This window comes from Chryseobacterium sp. MMO-72 (assembly GCF_037146035.1).
Taxonomy (GTDB): Bacteria; Bacteroidota; Bacteroidia; order Flavobacteriales; family Weeksellaceae; genus Chryseobacterium; species Chryseobacterium indicum.
On sequence record NZ_JBBCWG010000002.1, the window covers coordinates 319,477 to 342,228 of the forward strand.

The window sequence follows — 22,752 nt, forward strand, 5'->3', positions numbered from 1 at the left end:
AATGGCAAACCAAATTAAAGGTAAAATTTCTCAAATTATTGGTCCGGTAATCGACGTTGTCTTCAGTGATGTGGAAGCAGTTCCAGCGATCTATGATGCGTTAGAAATTACAAAAGAAAACGGTGAAAAAGTAGTTTTAGAGGTAGAACAGCATATTGGCGAAGATACAGTAAGATGTATTGCAATGGATGCTACTGACGGTCTTAAAAGAGGGCAGGATGTAATCGGATACGGAAATCCTATTATGATGCCAATCGGTGAGGCTGTAAACGGAAGACTATTCAACGTTGTTGGTGATGCTATCGACGGACTTCAAAATATATCCAACGAAGGTGGTCTGCCAATTCACAGACCAGCTCCGAAATTTGATCAGCTTTCAACTTCTGCTGAAGTTTTATTTACAGGTATCAAAGTAATCGACCTTATCGAGCCTTACGCAAAAGGAGGTAAAATTGGTTTGTTCGGTGGTGCGGGTGTAGGTAAAACCGTATTGATTCAGGAGTTGATTAACAATATTGCAAAAGGACACGGAGGTCTTTCTGTTTTTGCCGGAGTAGGTGAAAGAACGAGAGAAGGAAATGACCTTTTGAGAGAGATGCTAGAATCTGGAATCATCAAGTATGGTGACGATTTCATGCATTCTATGGAAAACGGAGGTTGGGATCTTTCTAAAGTGGATTTAGAAGCAATGAAAGATTCTAAAGCAGCATTCGTTTTCGGACAGATGAACGAGCCACCTGGTGCAAGAGCGAGAGTAGCACTTTCCGGTCTTACATTAGCTGAGTACTACAGAGACGGTGGAGAAAGCGGACAGGGTAGAGACGTACTTTTCTTCGTAGACAATATTTTCCGTTTTACACAGGCTGGTTCTGAGGTATCTGCACTTTTAGGTCGTATGCCATCTGCGGTAGGTTACCAACCGACACTAGCTTCTGAGATGGGAGCTATGCAGGAAAGAATTACTTCTACTAAAAATGGTTCAATTACTTCAGTACAGGCGGTTTACGTACCTGCGGATGACTTAACTGACCCGGCTCCTGCAACTACGTTTGCTCACTTGGATGCTACAACGGTACTAGACAGAAAAATTGCTTCATTGGGTATTTATCCTGCGGTAGATCCATTGGCTTCTACTTCAAGAATCCTTGCTCCTGAAATTATCGGTGAAGAACATTATAACTGTGCACAGAGAGTAAAAGAAATTCTTCAGAGATACAAAGCACTTCAGGATATCATTGCGATCCTTGGTATGGAAGAACTTTCAGAAGAAGATAAATCAGTTGTTTACCGTGCAAGAAAAGTTCAGAGATTCCTTTCTCAGCCTTTCCATGTAGCAGAACAGTTTACAGGTATTCCAGGATCTTTGGTAGACATCAAAGATACCATCAAAGGATTCAACATGATCATCGATGGTGAATTGGATCACTTACCGGAAGCTGCTTTCAACCTGAAAGGAACTATCGAAGAAGCGATCGAAGCAGGACAAAAAATGTTAGCTGATAACGCATAATAATGCTAATTGCTGATAGCCAATAGCTATTAGCCAAAAGCCAAAAGCAAATAAAATGAATATAAAAATTTTAACACCAGAATACGTAGTTTTTGAAGGAGAAGTAGACTCAGTATTATTGCCTGGAAAAAATGGTGAATTCCACATCATGCAAAACCACGCAGGAATTGTTTCTTCTTTAATCGGTGGTAAAGTAAAATTATATGCAAAATCTATCGATGAAGCCTATTCAAAATACTTTACAAAAGGAACGGACAAAGATTCTTTTTTCTCTTATCCAATCAAAAGCGGTGTTGTAGAATTTAATCATAATAAAGGAATTATCCTTTGTGAATAATTAAATGAAAAGCTAAATATATTTTCAAGAAAGTGTAACGAATTGTTACACTTTTTTTATTTTTGTATGAATTTGGTTGTATGAAGGGATTTTTAATTATTTTACTGTCTGTTTTAGGAGTATTTTTTAATGCGCAAACCGTTAAAATTAAACGAGGAATTGTTGATCTTGAAGGAGTTCATGTCGCAAAACTGTCTAATAAAGGAGGAGTGTATACTTTTATGGATCTTAAAGAAACCCCGATTTATACGATAGAATTTGTAGATAAAACGGTAGTAGATTCTGTACGGGACAGTTATATTAAGCTTAAAAGAGTTTATAATCAGGATAAAACGCTCGATCTGGACTATATTTCGCCATCTGCATTTTCAGGTGAAGAAAAATCCGCAGCTTACACTTGTGTGAAGAGTTTGAAAATTATTGATGAAAGAGGAATCAATATCAAAAACTTAGATGAACTTTTTAAAAATTCCCCTAAAAGAAAACTGGATACGAAAACGAAAGATGCTTATACCATCCGAACTAAAATTGATAAATTAAATATTACGGTCAATAATGTAGGTGAAATTTTAAGTAACGGAAAACCAGTCGGTTATTTCACTAATTTGCCGGCAAGTTTTGGTTCTGATGATACGATCACGGATAAAACTTTTGTTGATATTGAAATTTATGATGCGAACAGCAAATACATCGGAAAATATATTACGACAACCAAACAGATCAAATCAGCCGGAGGAAAAACCTTTACTCTGTACCGAGAAATGTCCGGAAGAGCATCTCTTTTAAAATTCCCCACCTACAAAGCCATTGCCGAAAGAATGGCAATAATGGATCCGAATTTTATTAAAATTCAGGAAAAAGTAATTGTGGGTGAAGTCACAAAAGACGGTGTTCAAAAATAAAATTATCAATAGGAACGGGCTTTAGCCCGTTTAACACTGATATAAATTCAATTGGCTTTAGCCAAACTTAAAAAAGGTTCATATTTTTTTTGAAGCTTTTTCTATTTTCTATTCAATTTTTTCTGTTTAGAAATTTTTAAATAAAACAAGTCTGAAATATTTTTAAAAATCTACAAACTCAAAATCACTCCATTCTCTTTCAACTGCTGCATCGGTTTAGAAAACCAGAATAATTCAAAATCTTCAAAACTTTCTTCGAATTGAGTTTTCAATTGTTGCAAAGTTGGCTTTTTTAAATTTTCAATTGGATAATCACTAAACATTTTCATGAGCCATTCTGCGTGTTCCTGCTCTAAATCTACACTTACAACATTGGTTTTTAAGTGCGCTGTAATTTTTGTATACGTATAAATATATTTCTTTTTATTTTTTACGCGATTCTCAGCGATTACGTTTTTGGCTAAAAAAAGAACTTTAGAATTTCCTTTAAAAACAAAATCATCCTCTTCCAGAAGACAGTCATGAATATAATCCGGATGAACGGTTGTTCTCGGAATTTTAAAATCAAACCATTCCTCAAGCGGAAGTTCAAAATTAATTCCGTGCATATAATTGAATAAAGATTTTTTTAAACCAAAGCTGAACTTTCCATGATCGATTCCAGTTTTGTCTGTAAAATCAACATCGTTGTTCGCAAACAGAATTTCCTGCTTAATCGGAGTAACACCAAATTCTTCAGGATTTAATCCCACTGGTGAATGCGCCGTCATCGCAAACTGATGCCAGAATCCACTCTGTAAAATTCCCATCTCAAAAAGCTGCCGAACCATTTCCAGAGAATCCACTGTTTCCTGAATAGTCTGGGTAGGATATCCATACATCAAATAAGCATGAATCATGATTCCTGCTTCTGTAAAATTTCTTGTTACTTTGGCAACCTGTTCTACAGAAATCCCTTTATCAATCAATTTCAGCAGACGATCACTTGCAACTTCCAATCCACCTGAAACGGCAACACAACCGGAAAGTTTTAAAAGAAAACACAGATCTTTGGTGAAACTTTTTTCAAAACGAATATTCGTCCACCACGTTACGACCAAATTTCTTCTTAAAATTTCTAAAGCTACTTCACGCATCAATGCAGGAGGAGCCGCTTCATCCACAAAATGAAATCCTGTTTCTCCAGTTGTCCGGATCAATTCTTCCATTCTGTCAACCAGAATTTTAGCTGAAATCGGTTCGTAAATTTTAATATAATCTAAAGAAATATCGCAAAAAGTACATTTACCCCAATAACATCCATGTGCCATTGTGAGCTTATTCCATCTTCCGTCGCTCCATAAACTGTGCATCGGATTGGCAATTTCAATTACAGAAATATATTGATCCAATTGTAAATCAGAATAATCGGGAGTTCCTATATCGGCTTGTTTGTAATCGTGTCTTGTGGAATTATTTTTATAGGAAACTTCTCCGTTTTCAATTAAAAAAGTTCTTTTGACTTCGACAGGCTCAGTCACCTTCGAAATTATATTTTGATAAAGTAATTCAATCGGAAGTTCTCCGTCATCCAAAGTAATAAAATCAAAAAACTCAAAAACTCTTTTATCTTTTAATTCTCTGAGTTCTGTGTTCGGAAATCCGCCGCCCATTGCAGTTTTAATGTGCGGATAATTTTCTTTAATATATTTCGCGCAACGAAAAGCAGAATATAAATTTCCGGGAAAAGGAATGGAAAAACAAATCAGTTTTGGCTGAACAAACTCTAATTTTTCATGAAGAAGTTTTAAAGTAAAATCATCTATAAAAGTAGGTTCGCCGCAAATTTTAGAATAAAGTTCATCAAAAGAATTGGCACTTTTTCCTAATCTTTCCGCATAACGGCTGAATCCAAAATCAGGATCAATATTTTCAACAATATAATCCGAAAGATCTTCTAAATATAAGGTAGCCAAATGTTTGGCTTTGTCCTGAAGTCCCATATTTCCGAAAGCAAATTCCATATCATCAAGCTGATTGAATCGGGAGGCTTCCGGAAGAAAGTTCATCGAACAGATTTGTCTTGCCAACGTTGGGATTTTACCCTGCAAAAAAGCAATAACCTGATCGATCGTTTTGATATATTCTTCTTTTAAAACGTAAATTCTTTGAGCATTTTCTGAAAGAGTCTGAAGATCAATTTCCTGATTAAAAATCTTCTGAAGTCCGTCTTTCGAAAATAATTCCAAAATGACCTCAATTCCCAAATCTGTCTGAAAGCTGGAAATATTTTTGGTATTCAGAAAACCTTTAATATAAGCTGTTGCCGGATAAGGTGTGTTAAGCTGTGTAAAAGGCGGAGTAATGAGAAGTAGATCTTTCAAAAGAAAATTTTTGCAAAGTTATTTTAAATATTCAGATTCTGAAAATTTATGACCGTTTAAAACAAAACCACTGATCGGATATCAGTGGTTCGTTAATTTTATATTTCTAAATCAGATTAAATTTCTTTGAAACTTAAACCTTGTTCTGCCAAAAGTTTTTGTTCCTGATCTTTGTAATAACCACTTACCAATTTATCGTGAATGGCTTCAAACGCAGCAAGGGTTTCATTAATTTCAGCATCGGTGTGAGAAGCTGTAGGAATTAATCTTAACAAGATCATTCCTTTCGGAATTACAGGATATACTACTACCGAAGTAAAGATTCCGTAGATTTCTCTTAAATCTTTTACCAAAAGAGTTGCTTCCACCGGAGTTCCCTGCATCATCACAGGAGTTACGCAAGTGTTTGTATCTCCAATGTTAAAACCTCTTTCTTTAAGACCGTTTTGCAATTTGTAAGTATTTTCCCAAAGTTTTGCTTTGATTTCCGGTCTTGTTCTTAACAGTTCCAGTCTTTTTAAACCTCCGATTACCATTGGCATCGTTAAAGATTTAGCAAAAATCTGAGATCTTAAATTGAATTTCAGGTATCTGATAATTTCTTTATCACCAGCGATGAATGCTCCAAAACCTGCCATAGATTTGGCAAAAGTAGAGAAGTAAACATCAATCTGATCCTGACAACCCTGTTCTTCACCGGCTCCGGCTCCTGTTTTTCCAAGAGTTCCGAATCCGTGCGCGTCATCAACTAAAAGTCTGAATTTATATTTTGATTTTAATTCACAGATTTCTTTTAATTTACCTTGCTGTCCTCTCATTCCGAAAACTCCTTCGGTAATCACTAAAATTCCACCTCCTGTTTCTTCCGCTACTTTAGTTGCTCTTTCAAGGTTTTTTTCAAGGCTTGCAATATCGTTATGTCTGTACGTAAATCTTTTTCCAGCGTGAAGTCTTACACCGTCTACGATACAAGCATGAGAATCAACATCATAAACAATTACATCGTTTCTTCCTACCAAAGCATCAATGGTAGAAACCATTCCCTGATAACCGAAATTTAATAAATATGCAGATTCTTTCTGAACAAAATCAGCCAGTTCTTTTTCCAATTGCAAATGCTGCTCAGTTTCTCCCGACATTGCTCTTGCGCCCATCGGATAAAACATTCCGAATTCTGCCGCTGCTTTTGCATCAGCTTCCAGAACTTCAGGATGATTACACATTCCCAAATAATCATTCGCGCTCCAGAAAATAACTTCTCTTCCCTGAAACTGCATTCTCGGTCCGATTGGTCCTTCTAATCTTGGGAAAATAAAATAGCCTTCACCATAATCTGCAAATTGTCCAAGAGGTCCTGGATTTTCTTTTATTCTGTCAAAAATATCCAACATTTTTATTAATATTTTAAGTAAAAAAGCCTTTTGCGGTTACAAAAAGGCTTGATTTGTATAAATTTTTCGTCCTTATTTAATGAATTCAGTTTTAAAAACTTCGTCGTAGTTGTGCACGCAGTTGTTTATAAATCCTTGTTCTGCCATCCACTTATCACTGTATACTTTAGTGATATATCTTGAACCGTGATCCGGGTAAATCAAAACAACTAAATCATTTTCTGAAAATTCGTGAGATTGGGCATATTGCATTAAAGCCTGTGTAACGGCTCCTGTTGTATAACCTCCCATAATTGCTTCTTTCAAAGCGATTTCACGGGTTCTGTATGCAGACATTTCGTCATTCACTCTTACAAATTCATCAACTTTATCGAAAAGAAGAGCAGAAGGGATCAAATTTTTTCCCATACCTTCAATCTGGTAAGGATGAACATCTTCTTTATGAATTTCTCCGGTTTCGTGGTAGCTTTTCAGGATAGATCCGTCTGCGTCCACACCAATGATTTTAATATCCGGATTTTTCTCTTTTAAGAATTTTGCTGAACCTGACAGAGTTCCTCCGGTTCCTGTACACGCAAAAAGGTGAGTTACTTTTCCCTGAGTCTGTTCCCAGATTTCAGGACCTGTGGTCTGGTAATGCGCATCAATATTCAATTCATTGAAATACTGGTTGATATAAACGGAATTAGGCGTTTCTGAAGCGATTCTTTTGGCAACTTCATAATATGATCTCGGATCATCTGCGGGAACATTGGCAGGGCAGATATAAACGGTAGCTCCTAAAGCTTTCAGGTAGGCAATTTTTTCGGGCTTGGTTTTATCACTTACCGCCAGAATACATTTATATCCCTTGATGATACAAACCATTGCAATTGAGAATCCTGTATTTCCTGAAGTAGTTTCAACCACCACGGAATCTTCTTTTAATAAACCTTTTTTCTCAGCGTTTTCTATAATATGAAGTGCGATTCGATCTTTTGTGGAATGTCCAGGATTATATGATTCTAACTTGGCATAAACGGTTGCAGGAATATCTTTCGTCACAGTGTTAAGCTTCACCATAGGAGTATTTCCTATTAGGCCAAGTATATTATCGTAAACATTACTCATTATTTGTTATTTTTCAATAAAAATCTGTCGGCAAAAATACAAAAAAATAAATTTATTTCTAAACTTTTGTTTGATTTCTAACCTCTAAAATAGATAAAAAATTGTTTTCTGTTGCTATCTAAAGATGAAACTTTTCAAAAAGCGAGCCAAAATCTTTAAATTTTGTTAAAAACCGTTTAAAATCATATAAAAGCCTTATTTTCGCGTAATTGATTTATTACTATGAAAAATTGGACTTTTAAGCAATGGAACACCGTTCTCGGATGGGTCGTTTTCGTCATTGCATTTTTCACGTACTTGTCCACCATAGAACCGAATTTCAGTTTTTGGGATTGTGGCGAGTATATTTCCTCGGCGGTAAAACTTGAAGTAACGCACGCTCCAGGAGCGGCTTTATTTCAGATTGTGGGTGCTGTGGCAGCCATTTTTGCTTTAGGAAAGGGCGAAAATTATTCTATCGTGATCAACGCGATGTCTGCATTGTTTAGTGCGTTTACGATCTTGTTTTTGTTCTGGACTATTACACATCTCGTAAGAAGGCTTTTAAACAAGGATTTTGATGACATTACAAAACATCAGGAGATTTCTATTCTTTTTGCAGGAGTTGTAGGAGCGTTATGCTTCACCTTTTCAGATACCTTCTGGTTCTCTGCGGTAGAAGGGGAAGTTTACTCGATGGCTTCTATGTTTATCGCACTTTTGGTCTGGTTAATTACCAAATGGGAGAATGAATATCAGGCAAAAGACAGCGAGAGATGGATTATTTTAATTTTCTTCATTCTCGGACTTTCAGTAGGGGTTCACATGATGTGTATGCTGGCGATTCCGGCAATTTGTCTTATCTACTATGCAAGAAATTATACTTTCACCTGGAAGAATTTTATCTGGGCAAATGTAATTACACTGGTAATCTTAGCCATTGTTTTCAAAGGTATTTTCCCATTAATCATGACGATGTTCGGGAAACTTGAAATTTTCTTTGTGAACGGTTTAGGTCTTCCTTTCCACTCAGGAACCATTGCTGCTTTTATTTTAATGGTTGCGATCTGCTATTTCCTGATTTCTTACGCAAGAAAGATGAAGAAAAATCTTTATCAGACAGTTGCCTTATCCATTGTTTTCATGATGATCGGTTTTTCATGCTGGATGGTTATTCCTATCCGGGCAAATGCCAATCCGCCAATGAACCTTAATGATCCGGACAACGCGATCGGAATGCTGGATTATTATAACAGAGAACAATACGGAGACTGGCCTACAATTTACGGTCAGAACTATACGGCTTTTCTGGATGCAAACGGAATTGAGAAAAATGAAGACGGAAGTTTCAAAACTCAGAAAACCGGAGAAATTTACGAAAAAGATGAGAAAACAGGAACGTACAGAAAAACGGGAGACCGATTCAATTATGTTTTCAACAAGGCTCATGTAGGTTTTATGCCAAGAATGTTCAATGAGGATAAAGATGTAATGGCAAACTACATTTCAATGTACGGTGCGCCGGATTTCACCTTTAATTACAGCAATGAAGATGTTGCAGACAGCCCTGAAGCGAAGCAGATTTTTGACGAATTAAGAAAGAAATATGAAGACGGATCTATTACGGCTGCAGACTATTTAAAAGTAAAACCATACAATTTAATTAACGTTCAGAAGCCTTCTCTGGCTCAGAATATGGATTATTTCATCACATTCCAGAACGGATATTACTTTGTAAGATATCTGATGTGGAATTACGTAGGTCGCCAGAATGATCTTGAAGGTAACATGGAAAGCACAAGAGGAAACTGGATCTCAGGAATTTCTTTTATTGATAATGCTTTATGGGGAAATCAGGATAAGATGCCTGCAAAATTCAAAAATGAAAGTACCGTAAAATTCTTCTTTTTACCTTTAATTTTAGGATTAATCGGATTCTTTTTCCAGCTTAACAGAGACTTTGGAAGATTCTATGCAATGCTTTCAATCTTTGTATTGATGAGTGTGGGAATCGTTTTCTATACCGGAGTAAAACCTTTTGAACCGAGAGAGAGAGATTATGCAATGGTAGGTTCGTTCTACGTTTTTGCCATCTGGATCGGATTGGGAGCAGGAGCAATTCTTTGGTTCTTACAGTCTAAAATAAAATCGAATGCAGCAAACATTGTTGCAGGAGTGGTTCTTCTTGGAGTTCCTTTCATGATGGGCTTCCAGAACTATAATGTACACAACAGACACGACAGATATACTTCTTACGATTACGGATATTCTGTATTGAAATCTCTGCCTAAAAATGATATTGTTTTCGTTTACGGAGATAACGATACGTATCCGGTTTGGGCAATTCAGGAGACTGAAAACTTCAGAGATGATGTAAAAGTAGTTAACTTTACCTTAGCTTCCACACCTTGGAATATCGATCAGATTAAGAGAAGAACGTACAATGCTGCTCCGGTTCCGGGAGTTTTAACGCATGACGATTACAGAGACGGTGTAAACGACCAGATCTATATGATGAAGAAGGAAGACTGGCAGGGACTTTTCTCAATGTTAAAAGAACAGGGAGCTCCGCCAACGGAATTTGCTGAATTCAGAAAATATCTTACTCAGGATTCTATGACGATGAAAGAAGCGATCAGCTTCCTGAAATATACTTCTCCGGCGAAAAACGAACTTCTTAAAATGTATTTCGGAGAAGAAAAATTCGAGAAATATAATATCTTACCTGTCAATAAATTTATTTTACCGGTCAATAAAGAAAATGCGGTAAAAGCGGGAATCATTAAAGCGGCAGATCTTCCGGAAACAGTAAATCAGATCATGATTAGTTATAAAGGAAATACGCTGTATAAAAACAATTTAATTTTACTTGATGTTTTAGCGAATTTCGACTGGAAAAGACCAATCAACTTCTCTTCGGGAGGAATCTATGACAGCGAAAATATTTTCTTCTTAGATGAATATCTTCAGTTTGACGGATTCAGCTACAGATTAGTTCCGATTCATACTCCACAATCGCAAGGCGGAGATATGGGAAGAGTAGATGCCAATTCTCTTTACAATGTGGTTAAAAACTTCAGATGGGGTAATTTTAAGAATTTAAATGCCCACTTTGACGAAACTGCAACGTCTAACATTATGAGCTACAGAGCTTCTGCAAGCAGAGCAGCAGCAGCTTTAGCAACAATGGGAGAAAAAGGAAAAGCACTGGAACTATTGGATTTAGCTTCTAAAGAAATCCCTGCTGAAAAATACAATGATCCTCGTTCTCTAAGCTCAATGGTTTACGGATATATTGTTGCAGGACAGGAGAAAAAAGGATTACAGCTTGCTGAAGTTCTGAAAAAAGGAATTTTTGAAGAATACGATTATTACATGAGCCTGAGCAAATCTGACCAGAGTTATCTGAAAAGACAGATCAGAACAAAACCAATGGAATATTCTTTAGTAATCTCTGCCGTTACGGATGCTTATTCGAAGATTGGAAAAAAAGATAAAGCGTATGATTATCTGATAAAATCCATCGAGCCGATTGATAAGAAATTCAACACTTTTGTAGAAAACCTTAAAGAAATGGGCAAAGAGAAAGCGATGAAGGAATCTGAACAGGTACAGAAGATCACTCCTTTTTACCAATATCTTTTCGATGTAATGGAACCTTTTGATTCTACTTACTCCAAAGAAAAAGAGGCACAGATCACCAATTCGATTATTAAAGCAACGCAATAATAACAAAACTTAAAACGGAACTTCGGTTCCGTTTTTTTTATATATTGGGATTCAGAAATTTTAAGATTATATTTGTGGGATCAAAGAAGCACAATGGTAGAGACGAAAAATAGCAAAATCCCGGTGTATGCTGTAATTTTTACAGTCGTTTTTAAACTTTTATTTTTACTTACCCACTACATTCAGGAGGATGCATTCATCACCTGGAGAGTCGCACAAAATCTTCTGGATTACGGAGTAATCGGATTTAACGGAGATACGAAAATATCTGCATCCACAACGCATCTTTATGTTTTTGTATCCTATCTCTTTAATTTAATTTTAGGGAAAGACAATTTCATAGAACCGCTTCTTGTATTTAATTCCATACTTTTCACGATAGGAACTTTATTTCTTTCGAATCTGGTTCTTAAAAATGTCTGGCACAAAGCTGTTTTTATCTTTTTAATAGGAATCTTACCGCCATCAATTAAAATTTCCATCCTCGGAATGGAGTACGGAATTCTTTTCTTTTTAGAAATGGCTCTGCTGTATTATGGCTTTCATAACGGTAAAAAGTGGGCTCTGATTGTATTGCCAATCCTCATTTTGTTTACAAGAATTGATACGGTTATCTTTTTGGGAATTGTGTTTTTAATCGATCTTTTGTGGAATAAAAAGATTCGGTGGACTTATATTTTAGGAGGAATTTTAGGGATTTCAGTTGTTTTGGCTTTCAATTGGCTATACTTTGGTGAATGGGTTAACAATACGATTATCGCTAAAAAACTGGCGTATGACAACCATTTTACCCTGCAACAGGATCTTGAATGTTTCAGGCTGAACTTCGGAAACTTCTGGGGAATGCTGAAACTTCCCGGAGATTTTAATCCGCTCACTGTTTTATTGCTCGTCTTTGAATTGCTGTGCTTTATTTATCTGGTAAGACAGAGAGACAGAAGAAACATTTTCTTATGGATGATCTTCATTTTCGGATGGGTTAAACAGTTCATTTTCCTTTCTCAGAAAAGTCTTTTCGACTGGTATTACTGGGTTCCGCAGATCTTACTCTTCGTGCCTGTCCTGATTTTTGTGTTGGAGCAGAAAGTAAAAAGAAATCTCTGGTTATCATTATTGGTTATCATCTATATCATTCCGATGTTAGCTTTTCAGACGGTACATTCAATTGCTACCGGAAACGGGGAATGGAATTACAGAAGGACAATCGGAACATTTTTAAACCAATATGAGAAAGACAAAAACCAATGGATTTTCCTTGAACCTGCAGGTTATGTTCCATATTTTTCAGGGTTAAAAACCATCGATGAAGTAGGTTTGGTGGATAAAAAAGTACAGGAAGAAATAAGAAAAGACAAGCCGAATTTCTGGATCAATACCGTAAAAAACAGAAAACCTAAATATCTTCTTTCTTACGACGACCTGTTTACATCTAAAAATGCAGAATATTTAAAACTTCATTATAAACTGATTAAAGAATTCCGTGTAAAGGATCATCTGAAAAGTGATAATAAGATTTTAGAAAAGATTTATATTTTAAAACCTTCCGGAACGGATTATAATTTATACGAAAGAATTGATTAATTTTAGATTTTGCTGGAAGATAGAAGTAAGGATGCAGGAAGTTTAAAGTTTATTGTAAAGACTCATTAACTCCAAAACCCTCAAGCTCTAATACGCTAAAACAACTAAAACTATGAAATACTGTGCATTTCTCCGCGGCGTCAACGTAAAAGGAACCAATATGAAAATGGCAGAAGTCTGTCAGGTTTTCAAAAATGCCGGAATGAACGACGTAGTTTCAGTTTTGGCATCGGGAAATATTGTTTTTTCATCCGATAAAAAAAGTGATGAATTAAAGCTGATTCTTGAGAAAGTGATGTCTGAACATTTCTCTTACGAAGCGTATCTGTTTATAAAATCTCAGCAAGAAACAGAACAGTTTTGGAGCGGAAATCCTTTTGAAAAGAATGATGATCTTCATGTGTATGCCTTTGCAGGAAATGATGGCGTGGAAAATATTTTAATGACAGAATTTGAAAATGCTGTGAAATCTGAAAATGAAGACGCAGAAATTGTGAATCATATTTTTTACTGGCAGGTTTCCAAAGGAAATACATTAGATTCTGCTTTTGGAAAAATTTTAGGTAAAAAAAGCATGAAAGATCAGTTTACAAGCAGAAATATCAATACTTTCGAGAAAATTTTAAATAAATTTTAAACTGATTTCCTTTACAGTTCATCAATCCTTATTGAAAATCTTTGATTTTCTTGCGCCTTAAAGAATTGAGATTAATAAGAAACTTGCGTCCTTGCGTTTTCCAACAAGAACATTTTTATTTTAAAAAAGTTTAAACAAACATAATAAGACATAAAGCTTCAATGTTAAATTGGGGCTTTTTTATTGGAAATTCTTTAATTGTCTCACAAAAATTGCATTTAAAATAAGAATAATTTGGAAAGATTCGGAGTTGTTTTTTTTATGACAATCAGACGATTAATACTATTTCTCAAATTATTAAACCTTATCTCAGTTTAGATTCACGAATTTTAAATAAATTTACAAAAACTAATATTCAAAAAAATGTCTGGACAATAATTTCAGACAAACCGGCATTTTATGAAAGAATTTACTATTGTTCGCGGATTATTTGATACACGGAAAAGATCATTAATCATTGACGACAATTTTATAAAATTTGAAAATAAAGATCAAAAGAATGATCTTTTTACCATCATCAAAAAGGAGAATATTGCCGGAATTCGTTACGGTATTCATTTCATCGACGGATATAAATTTACTATCGGAAGAGAATATCAGATTTTTATCCGAAATAAATCAGATAAAGAACTCAAAATATTTTTCAAACTTTTTTACAGAAGAAAATTAGACGAAAAACATCAGTTGTATTGTGATATTGTTGATGAATTGTGGGAAAAATTCATTAATGAAATTGTACATAATTATCTTTCAAAATATAGGAATAACGAGAAAATCAATATTTCAGGAATAGAAATTGATGAAGACAGAATCAGATTCAATAAGAAAGAAATTTTGTTTGAAGATCTGGAATTGAAACAATATCGCCATCACTTTATGATTTTCTCCAAAGAAGATAATTATAACAACAAAATGTTGTACTACTTAAAAGATAAAGATGCAGTAATTCTGTTTAGTGTATTAAAAACTATAATTAAAGATGAACAACTTAGAACAAAAGAAATTTCCGATAGGAAAGTATCAGGAGCCTGAAAATATCTGTGATGTTACACTTGATGAATATATTAAAGTAATCAAAGACTTTCCCGGAAGGCTGAAAAACCTGATCGAAAACTTTAACGACGAACAGTTAGATACCCCATACAGAGAAGGCGGATGGACAGTGAGGCAGGTTGTGAATCATCTGGCAGACAGCCATATCAATAGTTTTATGCGTCTGAAACTGGCTCTTACCGAAGATAATCCCACGATAAGACCTTACGACGAAGCAAAATGGGCAGAACTTCAGGACAGTCTCAATATGCCTGTAAAACCTGCCATGAGAATGCTGAAAGGAACGCACCAGAGATGGACAGCTTTACTGAAAAGTATGACCAATAAACAGTTTGAAAGAACTTTTCATCATCCGGAACACAATAAAGACTACAATTTAAGGAGCCATCTTGCGCTTTACGTATGGCATTGCAATCATCATTTTGCGCACATCGAAACTTTGAAGAAAGAAAAAGGTTGGTAAAAAAAAGTCTCCATAATCCTGAAGATTTTAATGAAATTGTACAGAGAATTTCAGGGCTAAAGCAAAATTCACCCAGAAAATGGGGGAAAATGGATGTCTGTCAGATGATGAGGCATTGCAGTTATGTCCTGTTAATTCCGCAGAGAAAATTACAGCTTACGCCAATAAACATTCTTTTCCGCTGGATAGGAATTGTTACAAAATTGGAAATGCAAATTTTTAATAACGGAATTCCCCGAAATATGCCGACTTTTCAAAAACTTATTGTTAATTTTGAATGTGATTTTAATTCAGAAAAAGCGAACCTCCTGAAAACGCTTGAAGACTACAAAGTAACTTTTAAGACAGGAAATTTGCCCCTTCAACACGTGCTTTTTGGACAAATGAAAGAAAAAGACTGGGGATTTTTAGAATATAAACATCTGGATCATCACTTAAAACAGTTTAGTACATGAGTTTTTTTGATAAAATATTTGGCGGAAAAGAAGATACACCGGAGCAGAAATCGTTCTGGAAAAAGATAGAATCTGAAGAAGATCTGGAAAAAGCCATTCAGGATTCTTTTCAGCACAGGATAGCAATATTCAAGCATTCAACCAGTTGCTTTATCAGCAAAACCGTGTTGAGAAATTTTGAGAAAGAAATAGAAAATCTGGATCAGAAAATAGATTTATATTACTTAGATTTGCTGGCTCACAGACCGGTTTCCAATAAGATTGCTGAAGATCTCGGAGTAACGCACCAAAGTCCGCAGCTTATTGTAATAGAAAACGGAAAGGCTGTAAACAACGCTTCTCACCAGAATATATCGGTAGACCAAATTGTATAATGACGAATATAAATAATTATCTAGCAAAAGTTTTGAATGTTCCTTTGGAAAAAGTGAATATGTGCAGCCTGCATTATGAGGTAAAAAAAGTGCAGAAAAACCAGTTTCTTTTACAGTACGGTGAAGTCTGCAGATATATTTATTTCGTGGAAAAAGGACTTCTGAAAATGTACTCCATCGATAAGAACGGCAAAGAACATATCATCCAGTTCGCGCCCGAAAGCTGGCTTACTTCAGACCGGAGCAGTCTTTATTTTAACGAAAAGTCCGTGTATTATATTGAAGCGGTGGAAGACTCCGAAGTACTGCTGCTGCATCCGGATTTTATCAATAAACTGATCGGGGAATTTCCCGACAGTCTGGAAAAAAGCGATATTCTCCTTCAGAAACATATAAAAAGCCTTCAGGACAGAATCAATTCCCTTTTGGCAGAAACTGCAGAAGAAAGATATATGAAATTCATTAAAATGTATCCGGATCTCCTGCTGAGAGTTCCACAATGGATGATTGCCTCTTATCTTGGGATTACTCCCGAAAGTTTAAGCCGTGTAAGAAAAGAACTTGCAAGGAAAAATTTCGTTCCGGACAGCAAATAATTTTTAAATGAGTCTTTTTAAACTTTTACATAACCACAAAAGATAAACTGAACTTTACGGCTGTAAATGAAAAAAGACCACAATAGCTTAATAAAAAAATGTTTTTTAATTGTTAAATAGTTGATTTTCAATTTATTATATTACCCTTATTTCGTGTGATTTTTTCTTATGACCAAGGTCATAAATACTTAACATAATATTATCCTACTTTTGAAGTATCACACCACTTAAAATATAATATTATGAAATGTATCGCATCGATTGCCCTTTTGGGCATTCTCGTATTGAGTTGTCAGAAAAAAGAAAACTCAACAACCTCTAATTCTGATTCGGGGTATGATTCGACGACTGTAACAGATCCTTCTTTAAATACTACCACGCCGATGTCTAATGATTCTATTCCAAAGAACGACAGTACAAACACCACAACACCCCGCTCCGGAGGAACAGGATCGGACAGCACACGAACTGTAAAATAATCCCCAGCAATTATAACCGAACCCGTTTTATAATTTAAAGCGGGTTTGGATTCTATACATTTAAACTATTCATAAAAAGCAATATCTGCTTAAAAGATTTAACCCATACAATGTTCAACTTCTTAATTTTTAACAGATTAAGGTTCGATTTTTGTACTGATTGAATTTATATCCAATTTTTATTTCTACTAGGAATGCTTCAGTATTAAGAAATATCAAAAACAGCTAACATGGTTATTAAAGAAGAAATTTTGCATTCAGTAGGAGCGAGTATTAAAAATTACAAACCCTCGGAAAGCATATTTACAGAGGGAAGTTATCCCGGTTATTACTATCAGATCATTAAAGGAGAGGTAAAGCTTAATAATTTTAACGAAGACGGAAAAGAGAGTATACAGACTATTTTGGAAGACGGACATAGCATCGGAGAGTCTCTTTTATTTATGGATAAACCTTATCCTGTAAATGCAGTTGCCCTTACAAACTGCGAAGTTCTGAAACTTCCGAAATATATATTTTTAGATTTACTAAAATTATATCCGGAAATATCTCAGGATATAAATGTCTTTATGTCTGAAAGGTTATATTACGGTCTGATTATGTCTCAGAATTTAGCCAGTCAGAGTCCTGCCGCAAAATTGAAAACACTCATGGATTATTTAAAAAGTTTTCAGGAAGAACAGGCTCCGTATTCCTTTATGATCCCCCTTACAAGACAGCAAATGGCTGGTCTTACCGGACTTTGCGTGGAAACTGCCATCAGAGCCATTAAGGTGATGGAGAGAGACAAACTTCTGCAAATCCGGAACAGAAAAATATTGTACTGATTATAAGGCAGATGGTCTTTTTTTTGCAGGAGAATTGTTAAAATTCTAAGATATGAAAACTATAAGCTGCATGAACATTGATCCGGAATTATTATATGAATTCGGAGCAGAAGATAGATTTTATAAAGCGAAAGAAATAATCTATAAAGAAGGAGATACAGCTTTGTATTACTACCAGATTATCAGCGGTAAAGTGAAGCAAAACAGCTATAATGAAGAGGGAAAAGAATTTATTCATAACATTTTAGGAGAAAAAAACAGCTTTGGAGACCCTATGCTCTTTTTAGAAAAATTTTACGCAATGAATGCCATCTGTATTACAGATACAGAAATTATCAGACTTCCGAAAAACAGTTTTTTGGAACTTCTCGAAAAAAATCCCAAAATTTCTTTAGAAATGAACCACTGTCTTTCCCAAAGACTCTATTTTAAAGCCATTATGCTTCAGAATATGTCTTCCTTAAACCCCGTAACAAGATTAAAAGGTTTACTGGATTATCTGAAAAGCTACCATGAAGGAGATTGCGAACAGTGTTTTCATGTAGACCTTACCAGACAGCAGATTGCCAATCTTACAGGCTTAAGAGTAGAAACAGTCATCAGAACCCTGAAAAAAATGGAAAAAGAAGGCAGTTTAAAAATAGAAAGCCGAAAAATTTTATATTAATCCTGCAATTGTGACCTCAGTCATAAAAATAAGGGATATTTCAGTTGTACATTTGAGTATATAATTCATATTCATTCTTTCAGTTCTCGATAAGAGAAACTTTAAATCTTTTTATTACTAAAACCCAAACCATTGCTGTCTAAATACTAGTCACGGCCGGCAATACACATCACTTAATATTAACATAAAAAAAACAGTTATGAACACTAGAAATTCAGGAAACCGTAGTTCAAGAGGAAATTCAGACTCATCAAGCAATCTTGAGGAAATCTATCAGTTAGGATACGATCATGGGTATAACGATGCCCAAAACGATGAAGATTATGATGATGACTTCTCAGAGTATGAAGATTACTTTGATGATGAAGACGATGATTATGAAAACAGCTACGACGACTATGATGATGAAGATTATGACGACGATGATTATGATGATGAAGATTACGACGACGATGAAGACGATAACGACAACAGAGGTCGTGGAAGAGGACGAAGCGGAAACGGAAATCAGCAGAGAGACAGCCAGGGAAGATTTACTTCAGGAAGCGGAAGAGGAGGTTCGCGCAGCGGATCGGGAAGATCTTCAGGTTCAAATTCCGGCAGATCAGGATCGGGATCGGGTTCAAGATCCGGCGGAAGAGGAAGGTCATCTTCGGGTAACTCAAACGACGATAATTATGATCACAGACATGATAATCCGGGAAGACCGAGAGGAAGCAGAAACAGTGGCGGAAGATCCGGTTCGGGTTCCGGCTCAAACTCCGGAAGATCATCGAATTCCAATTCAGGAAGCAGCAGAGGAAACTCAGGTTCAGGTTCAAGATCAGGAAACAGCAGCGGTTCAGGTCGAAGCTCCAGTTCAGGATCTGGTAACGGTACTTCAAGAAGAGGTTTCGCATCAATGAGCAAAGCCGAACGTACGAGAATCGCTCGTATGGGAGGGCAGGCTTCTCACGGAGGCGGAAGATCTTCAGGTTCCGGCAGATCGGGATTCGGAGGCAGACGTAATTCATAATTCTTTTTCAGATTACCTCTTTATTTGTGATTATGTAAAGGGGTAATCTTTTCATAAACTTAAACACCAAAAGCAAAATTATGGCAACCAAAACCACAGAAAATAAAGATAACAGCACGGTTAAAGATTCTTCGGCAACTGCAGAAACAGCAGTTTCTGCATCTAAAAAAAACATACAGGCAGATAATGCTTCCGTAAATGAAAGTGAGATGAAAAATTCTCCGCTTCATAAGTTTTTTGTTTCTGCACTTAAAGACATCTATTTCGCGGAAAATGCAATTATTGATGCCTTAGACAAAATGCAGGAAGCTGCTACAACGGAAGAATTAAAGGAAGCTTTCGAAGATCATCAGCTTCAGACGAAAAAGCACGTAAGCCGACTTGAAAAAGTTTTTAAACTGATTGATGAAACTCCCGAAAAAAAAGAATGCAAGGCAATTAAAGGAATCATCGAAGAAGGAGAGGAAATTATAAAATCTACCGAAGAAGGTTCTATGACGCGTGATGCAGCACTTATTATCGCAGCCCAGAAAGTTGAACATTACGAAATCGCCACTTACGGCGGACTTGCCCAGCTTGCCATTACCATGGGACATGATAAGGCAGCAGATCTTCTGGAAAAAACGCTTCAGGAGGAAGAAGACACAGACTATGATCTTACGGAGATTGCCGAAACCTACATCAATTTCGATGCAGAGCAAGAAGAATAATATAAATAAGCCATGTAGATTTTTTCTATATGGCTTTTAACTAAGATAATTAAATAGATGAATTGCAGAAATATTGTAAAAAACTTAGAATCCGATCATTTTACAAAAATTAAAAACAGAGGAAAATGGTTTGAAGAAGGCGCTGAAATCTATGCCAAAGAAATCAGGGAAAATATTTTTCTGCTTTTTATTGTTTTAAAAGATTCTGAAAATGAAGATATAAAGGCATTGATTGCAAAATTTTACGGTGCAGATACCATAGGAATAAGAGAACCGGAACAGATTATGTTTTATCTCTCCGTTAAATGCAAAGAAGATTTTCACTACTTCGAAAAATATATGAAAACCGAAACAGAAATGACAAAACTAAAATAGAACCGCATCCGTTTTATTTTGTCATGTATAAATAAACCACAAAATATCAGAATTATGAAAGACAAAAAACCGACAAATGATAAGCTGGATCAGCTTGCATCACACAAAACATCCAACGAAGAGACGAAACTTACCACTAATCAGGGTTTAAAGATTAACGACAACCAGAACTCTCTGAAAGCCGGAGAAAGAGGCGCCACTTTACTGGAAGATTTTATTCTGAGAGAAAAAATTACCCACTTTGATCACGAAAGAATTCCGGAAAGAATTGTTCATGCACGCGGATCGGGAGCGCACGGCGTTTTTACTTTAAAGAAAAGTCTTAAAGAATATACAAAAGCTAAATTTTTAACAGAAACAGGCAAAGAAACTCCTGTTTTCGTTCGGTTTTCTACGGTTGCAGGAAGTAGAGGAAGTACAGATCTGGCAAGAGACGTAAGAGGTTTTGCCGTAAAATTCTACACAGAAGAAGGAAATTATGATCTTGTAGGAAACAATATGCCTGTTTTTTTTATTCAGGATGCCATTAAATTTCCCGATCTTGTTCATGCTGTAAAACCCGAACCTCATAACGAAATTCCGCAGGCAGCTTCGGCGCACGATACATTCTGGGATTTTATTTCGCTGATGCCCGAAAGTATGCACATGATTATGTGGCTGATGAGCGACAGAGCCATCCCGAGAAGTTTCAGCAGAATGGAAGGGTTCGGCGTTCATACCTTCAGATTTATTAATGATGAAGGAAAAGCCCATTTTGTAAAATTTCATTTCAAGCCAAAATTGGGAGTACATTCCGTAGCATGGGACGAAGCGCAGAAAATTTCCGGAGTAGATCCGGATTTCCATAAAAGAGATCTTTGGGAATCTATTGAAAGCGGAAATTTTCCGGAATGGGATTTCGGAGTACAATTAATTCCCGAAGAAGATGAAGATAAATTCGATTTTGATCTTCTCGATCCCACCAAAATTATTCCTGAAGAAGAAGTGCCGGTAGAAATTTTCGGAACGTTAACTTTAAACAGAAATCCTGATAATTTCTTTGCTGAAACGGAGCAGGTGGCTTTTCATCCGGGGCATCTGGTTCCGGGTATTGATTTTACCAACGATCCGCTTCTGCAAGGCAGATTATTTTCCTATACAGATACACAGCTTTCAAGACTAGGTTCGCCCAATTTCCATGAAATTCCGATCAACAGATCTGTAAATACCGTTCACAACAATCAGCGTGACGGACACATGAGACAGCAGATCGTGAAAGGAAAAGTAAGCTACGAACCCAATTTCATCGGAGGAGGATGCCCTTTTCAGGCAATGATGTCCGAAGGTGGTTTCACTTCGCATCAGGAAAGAGTTTCAGGAACAAAAATAAGAGCCAGAAGCGAAAGTTTTGTAGATCATTATTCTCAGGCAAAATTATTTTACAACAGCCAGACCGATCATGAAAAAACCCATCTTCAGAATGCCCTGATTTTTGAACTGTCGAAAGTCACCATTCCGGAAATCAGAGAAAGAATGGTAGGACAGCTTAATTTCATCGACAAATCCTTAGCACAGAAGGTTGCTTTAAATGTAGGCGTTGAAGTAAAAGAGCTGGAATTCCCAAATAAAAGCCTTCCGGCAGACAGCAATCCTGTAGACCTGCAAAGTGAAGAAAGAGAAGCGCATACGAGAGCTTCTGAAGCTTTAAGCATGGCAAATACCGTAAAAAATACCATACAGGGAAGAAAAATAGGCTTTATTATTGCGGATGGAGCCGATTCTGGCACTATAAATGATCTAAAAAATAAACTGGAAAGTGAGAATGCAGTTGTTGAAATCATTGCACCCAGTTTAGCTCCGGTAAAGACGGACAGCGGATCTGCTTTAACGCCAAAGCATTCCCTCACAAGTACAGCAAGCGTATGTTTTGATGCCCTGTTCATCGGTGCAGGAGAAGATTCCGCAAAAGAGCTTATGAAAGCAGACAATAAGCACCAAGTTTTACATTTCATTAATGAAGCGTACAAACACTGCAAAGCAATTTATTTTGATGAAGGTACAGAAGCACTTTACAAAAACAGCAATGTCGGTTTAAGAAAGCATGAAGATTCTGCCATTGTAACCTGGGAAGATCCTGAGCCTGACAGTAAATTTATACAGGCAATTGCCAGCCACAGAGTCTGGGAGCTTGAAGCCGAAAGAAACACGTAATAAATTTTG

At 36.1% G+C, this 22,752-nt stretch carries 21 protein-coding genes; 18 read left to right on the plus strand and 3 right to left on the minus strand.

All coding sequences use genetic code 11. The features are described from left to right. Position 1: 1 nt before the first annotated feature. From atpD to WFH39_RS04020, 3 genes are all read left to right on the plus strand, one after another. Positions 2–1,510, plus strand: coding sequence for a F0F1 ATP synthase subunit beta (gene atpD, locus WFH39_RS04010; RefSeq protein WP_116099167.1), 1,509 nt, complete (start codon positions 2–4; stop codon positions 1,508–1,510). A gap of 55 nt (positions 1,511–1,565) precedes the next feature. After that, positions 1,566–1,847, plus strand: coding sequence for a FoF1 ATP synthase subunit delta/epsilon (locus tag WFH39_RS04015; protein WP_336688905.1), 282 nt, complete (start codon positions 1,566–1,568; stop codon positions 1,845–1,847). Between the two features lie 80 nt (positions 1,848–1,927). Next, positions 1,928–2,749, plus strand: coding sequence for a hypothetical protein (locus WFH39_RS04020; RefSeq protein WP_336688906.1), 822 nt, complete (start codon positions 1,928–1,930; stop codon positions 2,747–2,749). 170 nt (positions 2,750–2,919) lie between these two features. Here WFH39_RS04020 and WFH39_RS04025 read toward each other — a convergent pair whose 3' ends face one another. From WFH39_RS04025 to WFH39_RS04035, 3 genes are all read right to left on the minus strand, one after another. Next, entirely contained in the window at positions 2,920–5,112 is a 2,193-nt protein-coding gene (locus WFH39_RS04025; protein ID WP_336688907.1) for a B12-binding domain-containing radical SAM protein, read from the minus strand. 116 nt (positions 5,113–5,228) lie between these two features. After that, a complete protein-coding gene (locus tag WFH39_RS04030; RefSeq protein ID WP_336689057.1) occupies positions 5,229–6,500 on the minus strand; it encodes an aminotransferase class I/II-fold pyridoxal phosphate-dependent enzyme in 1,272 nt (423 codons plus the stop codon). 75 nt (positions 6,501–6,575) lie between these two features. Continuing rightward, positions 6,576–7,613 (minus strand): PLP-dependent cysteine synthase family protein, encoded by a 1,038-nt coding sequence (locus tag WFH39_RS04035; protein WP_214589824.1) that lies wholly within the window; start codon positions 7,611–7,613, stop codon positions 6,576–6,578. Positions 7,614–7,835: 222 nt separating this feature from the next. Here WFH39_RS04035 and WFH39_RS04040 point away from each other — a divergent pair, with 222 nt between their 5' ends. The 15 genes from WFH39_RS04040 (at position 7,836) to WFH39_RS04110 (ending at position 22,743) form a co-directional block, all read left to right on the plus strand. Next, a complete protein-coding gene (locus tag WFH39_RS04040; RefSeq protein WP_336688908.1) occupies positions 7,836–11,321 on the plus strand; it encodes a protein O-mannosyl-transferase family in 3,486 nt (1,161 codons plus the stop codon). Between the two features lie 93 nt (positions 11,322–11,414). Next, positions 11,415–12,902, plus strand: coding sequence for a hypothetical protein (locus WFH39_RS04045; RefSeq protein ID WP_336688909.1), 1,488 nt, complete (start codon positions 11,415–11,417; stop codon positions 12,900–12,902). 112 nt (positions 12,903–13,014) lie between these two features. Continuing rightward, positions 13,015–13,539, plus strand: coding sequence for a DUF1697 domain-containing protein (locus WFH39_RS04050; RefSeq protein ID WP_336688910.1), 525 nt, complete (start codon positions 13,015–13,017; stop codon positions 13,537–13,539). A 399-nt stretch (positions 13,540–13,938) separates the two neighbouring features. Continuing rightward, a complete protein-coding gene (locus WFH39_RS04055; RefSeq protein ID WP_336688911.1) occupies positions 13,939–14,571 on the plus strand; it encodes a hypothetical protein in 633 nt (210 codons plus the stop codon). After that, positions 14,519–15,055 carry a YfiT family bacillithiol transferase gene (locus tag WFH39_RS04060; RefSeq protein WP_214589817.1) on the plus strand — a complete coding sequence of 179 codons (537 nt, stop codon included), beginning with the start codon at positions 14,519–14,521 and terminating at the stop codon, positions 15,053–15,055. The genes WFH39_RS04055 and WFH39_RS04060 overlap by 53 nt, the downstream gene beginning before the upstream one ends. Further along, positions 15,049–15,510 (plus strand): DUF1569 domain-containing protein, encoded by a 462-nt coding sequence (locus tag WFH39_RS04065; protein ID WP_336688912.1) that lies wholly within the window; start codon positions 15,049–15,051, stop codon positions 15,508–15,510. The genes WFH39_RS04060 and WFH39_RS04065 overlap by 7 nt, the downstream gene beginning before the upstream one ends. Continuing rightward, positions 15,507–15,884, plus strand: coding sequence for a bacillithiol system redox-active protein YtxJ (gene ytxJ / locus WFH39_RS04070; protein ID WP_214589815.1), 378 nt, complete (start codon positions 15,507–15,509; stop codon positions 15,882–15,884). The genes WFH39_RS04065 and ytxJ overlap by 4 nt, the downstream gene beginning before the upstream one ends. Continuing rightward, complete coding sequence (locus WFH39_RS04075) at positions 15,884–16,480, plus strand: Crp/Fnr family transcriptional regulator (protein ID WP_214589814.1); 597 nt, start codon at positions 15,884–15,886, stop codon at positions 16,478–16,480. The genes ytxJ and WFH39_RS04075 overlap by 1 nt, the downstream gene beginning before the upstream one ends. A 242-nt stretch (positions 16,481–16,722) precedes the next feature. Continuing rightward, positions 16,723–16,959: a hypothetical protein gene (locus tag WFH39_RS04080; RefSeq protein WP_336688913.1), complete on the plus strand. Its 237-nt coding sequence runs from the start codon at positions 16,723–16,725 to the stop codon at positions 16,957–16,959. A 230-nt stretch (positions 16,960–17,189) separates the two neighbouring features. After that, positions 17,190–17,786: a Crp/Fnr family transcriptional regulator gene (locus tag WFH39_RS04085; RefSeq protein ID WP_336688914.1), complete on the plus strand. Its 597-nt coding sequence runs from the start codon at positions 17,190–17,192 to the stop codon at positions 17,784–17,786. 52 nt (positions 17,787–17,838) lie between these two features. Beyond that, complete coding sequence (locus WFH39_RS04090) at positions 17,839–18,453, plus strand: Crp/Fnr family transcriptional regulator (protein ID WP_235130737.1); 615 nt, start codon at positions 17,839–17,841, stop codon at positions 18,451–18,453. A gap of 199 nt (positions 18,454–18,652) precedes the next feature. Further along, positions 18,653–19,468 carry a KGG domain-containing protein gene (locus WFH39_RS04095; protein WP_214589811.1) on the plus strand — a complete coding sequence of 272 codons (816 nt, stop codon included), beginning with the start codon at positions 18,653–18,655 and terminating at the stop codon, positions 19,466–19,468. Between the two features lie 80 nt (positions 19,469–19,548). Further along, positions 19,549–20,178 (plus strand): ferritin-like domain-containing protein, encoded by a 630-nt coding sequence (locus tag WFH39_RS04100; RefSeq protein WP_214589810.1) that lies wholly within the window; start codon positions 19,549–19,551, stop codon positions 20,176–20,178. Positions 20,179–20,235: 57 nt separating this feature from the next. Beyond that, positions 20,236–20,553 carry a hypothetical protein gene (locus tag WFH39_RS04105; RefSeq protein ID WP_336688915.1) on the plus strand — a complete coding sequence of 106 codons (318 nt, stop codon included), beginning with the start codon at positions 20,236–20,238 and terminating at the stop codon, positions 20,551–20,553. A 54-nt stretch (positions 20,554–20,607) separates the two neighbouring features. Then, positions 20,608–22,743, plus strand: coding sequence for a catalase (locus tag WFH39_RS04110; protein ID WP_336688916.1), 2,136 nt, complete (start codon positions 20,608–20,610; stop codon positions 22,741–22,743). Positions 22,744–22,752: the final 9 nt, after the last annotated feature.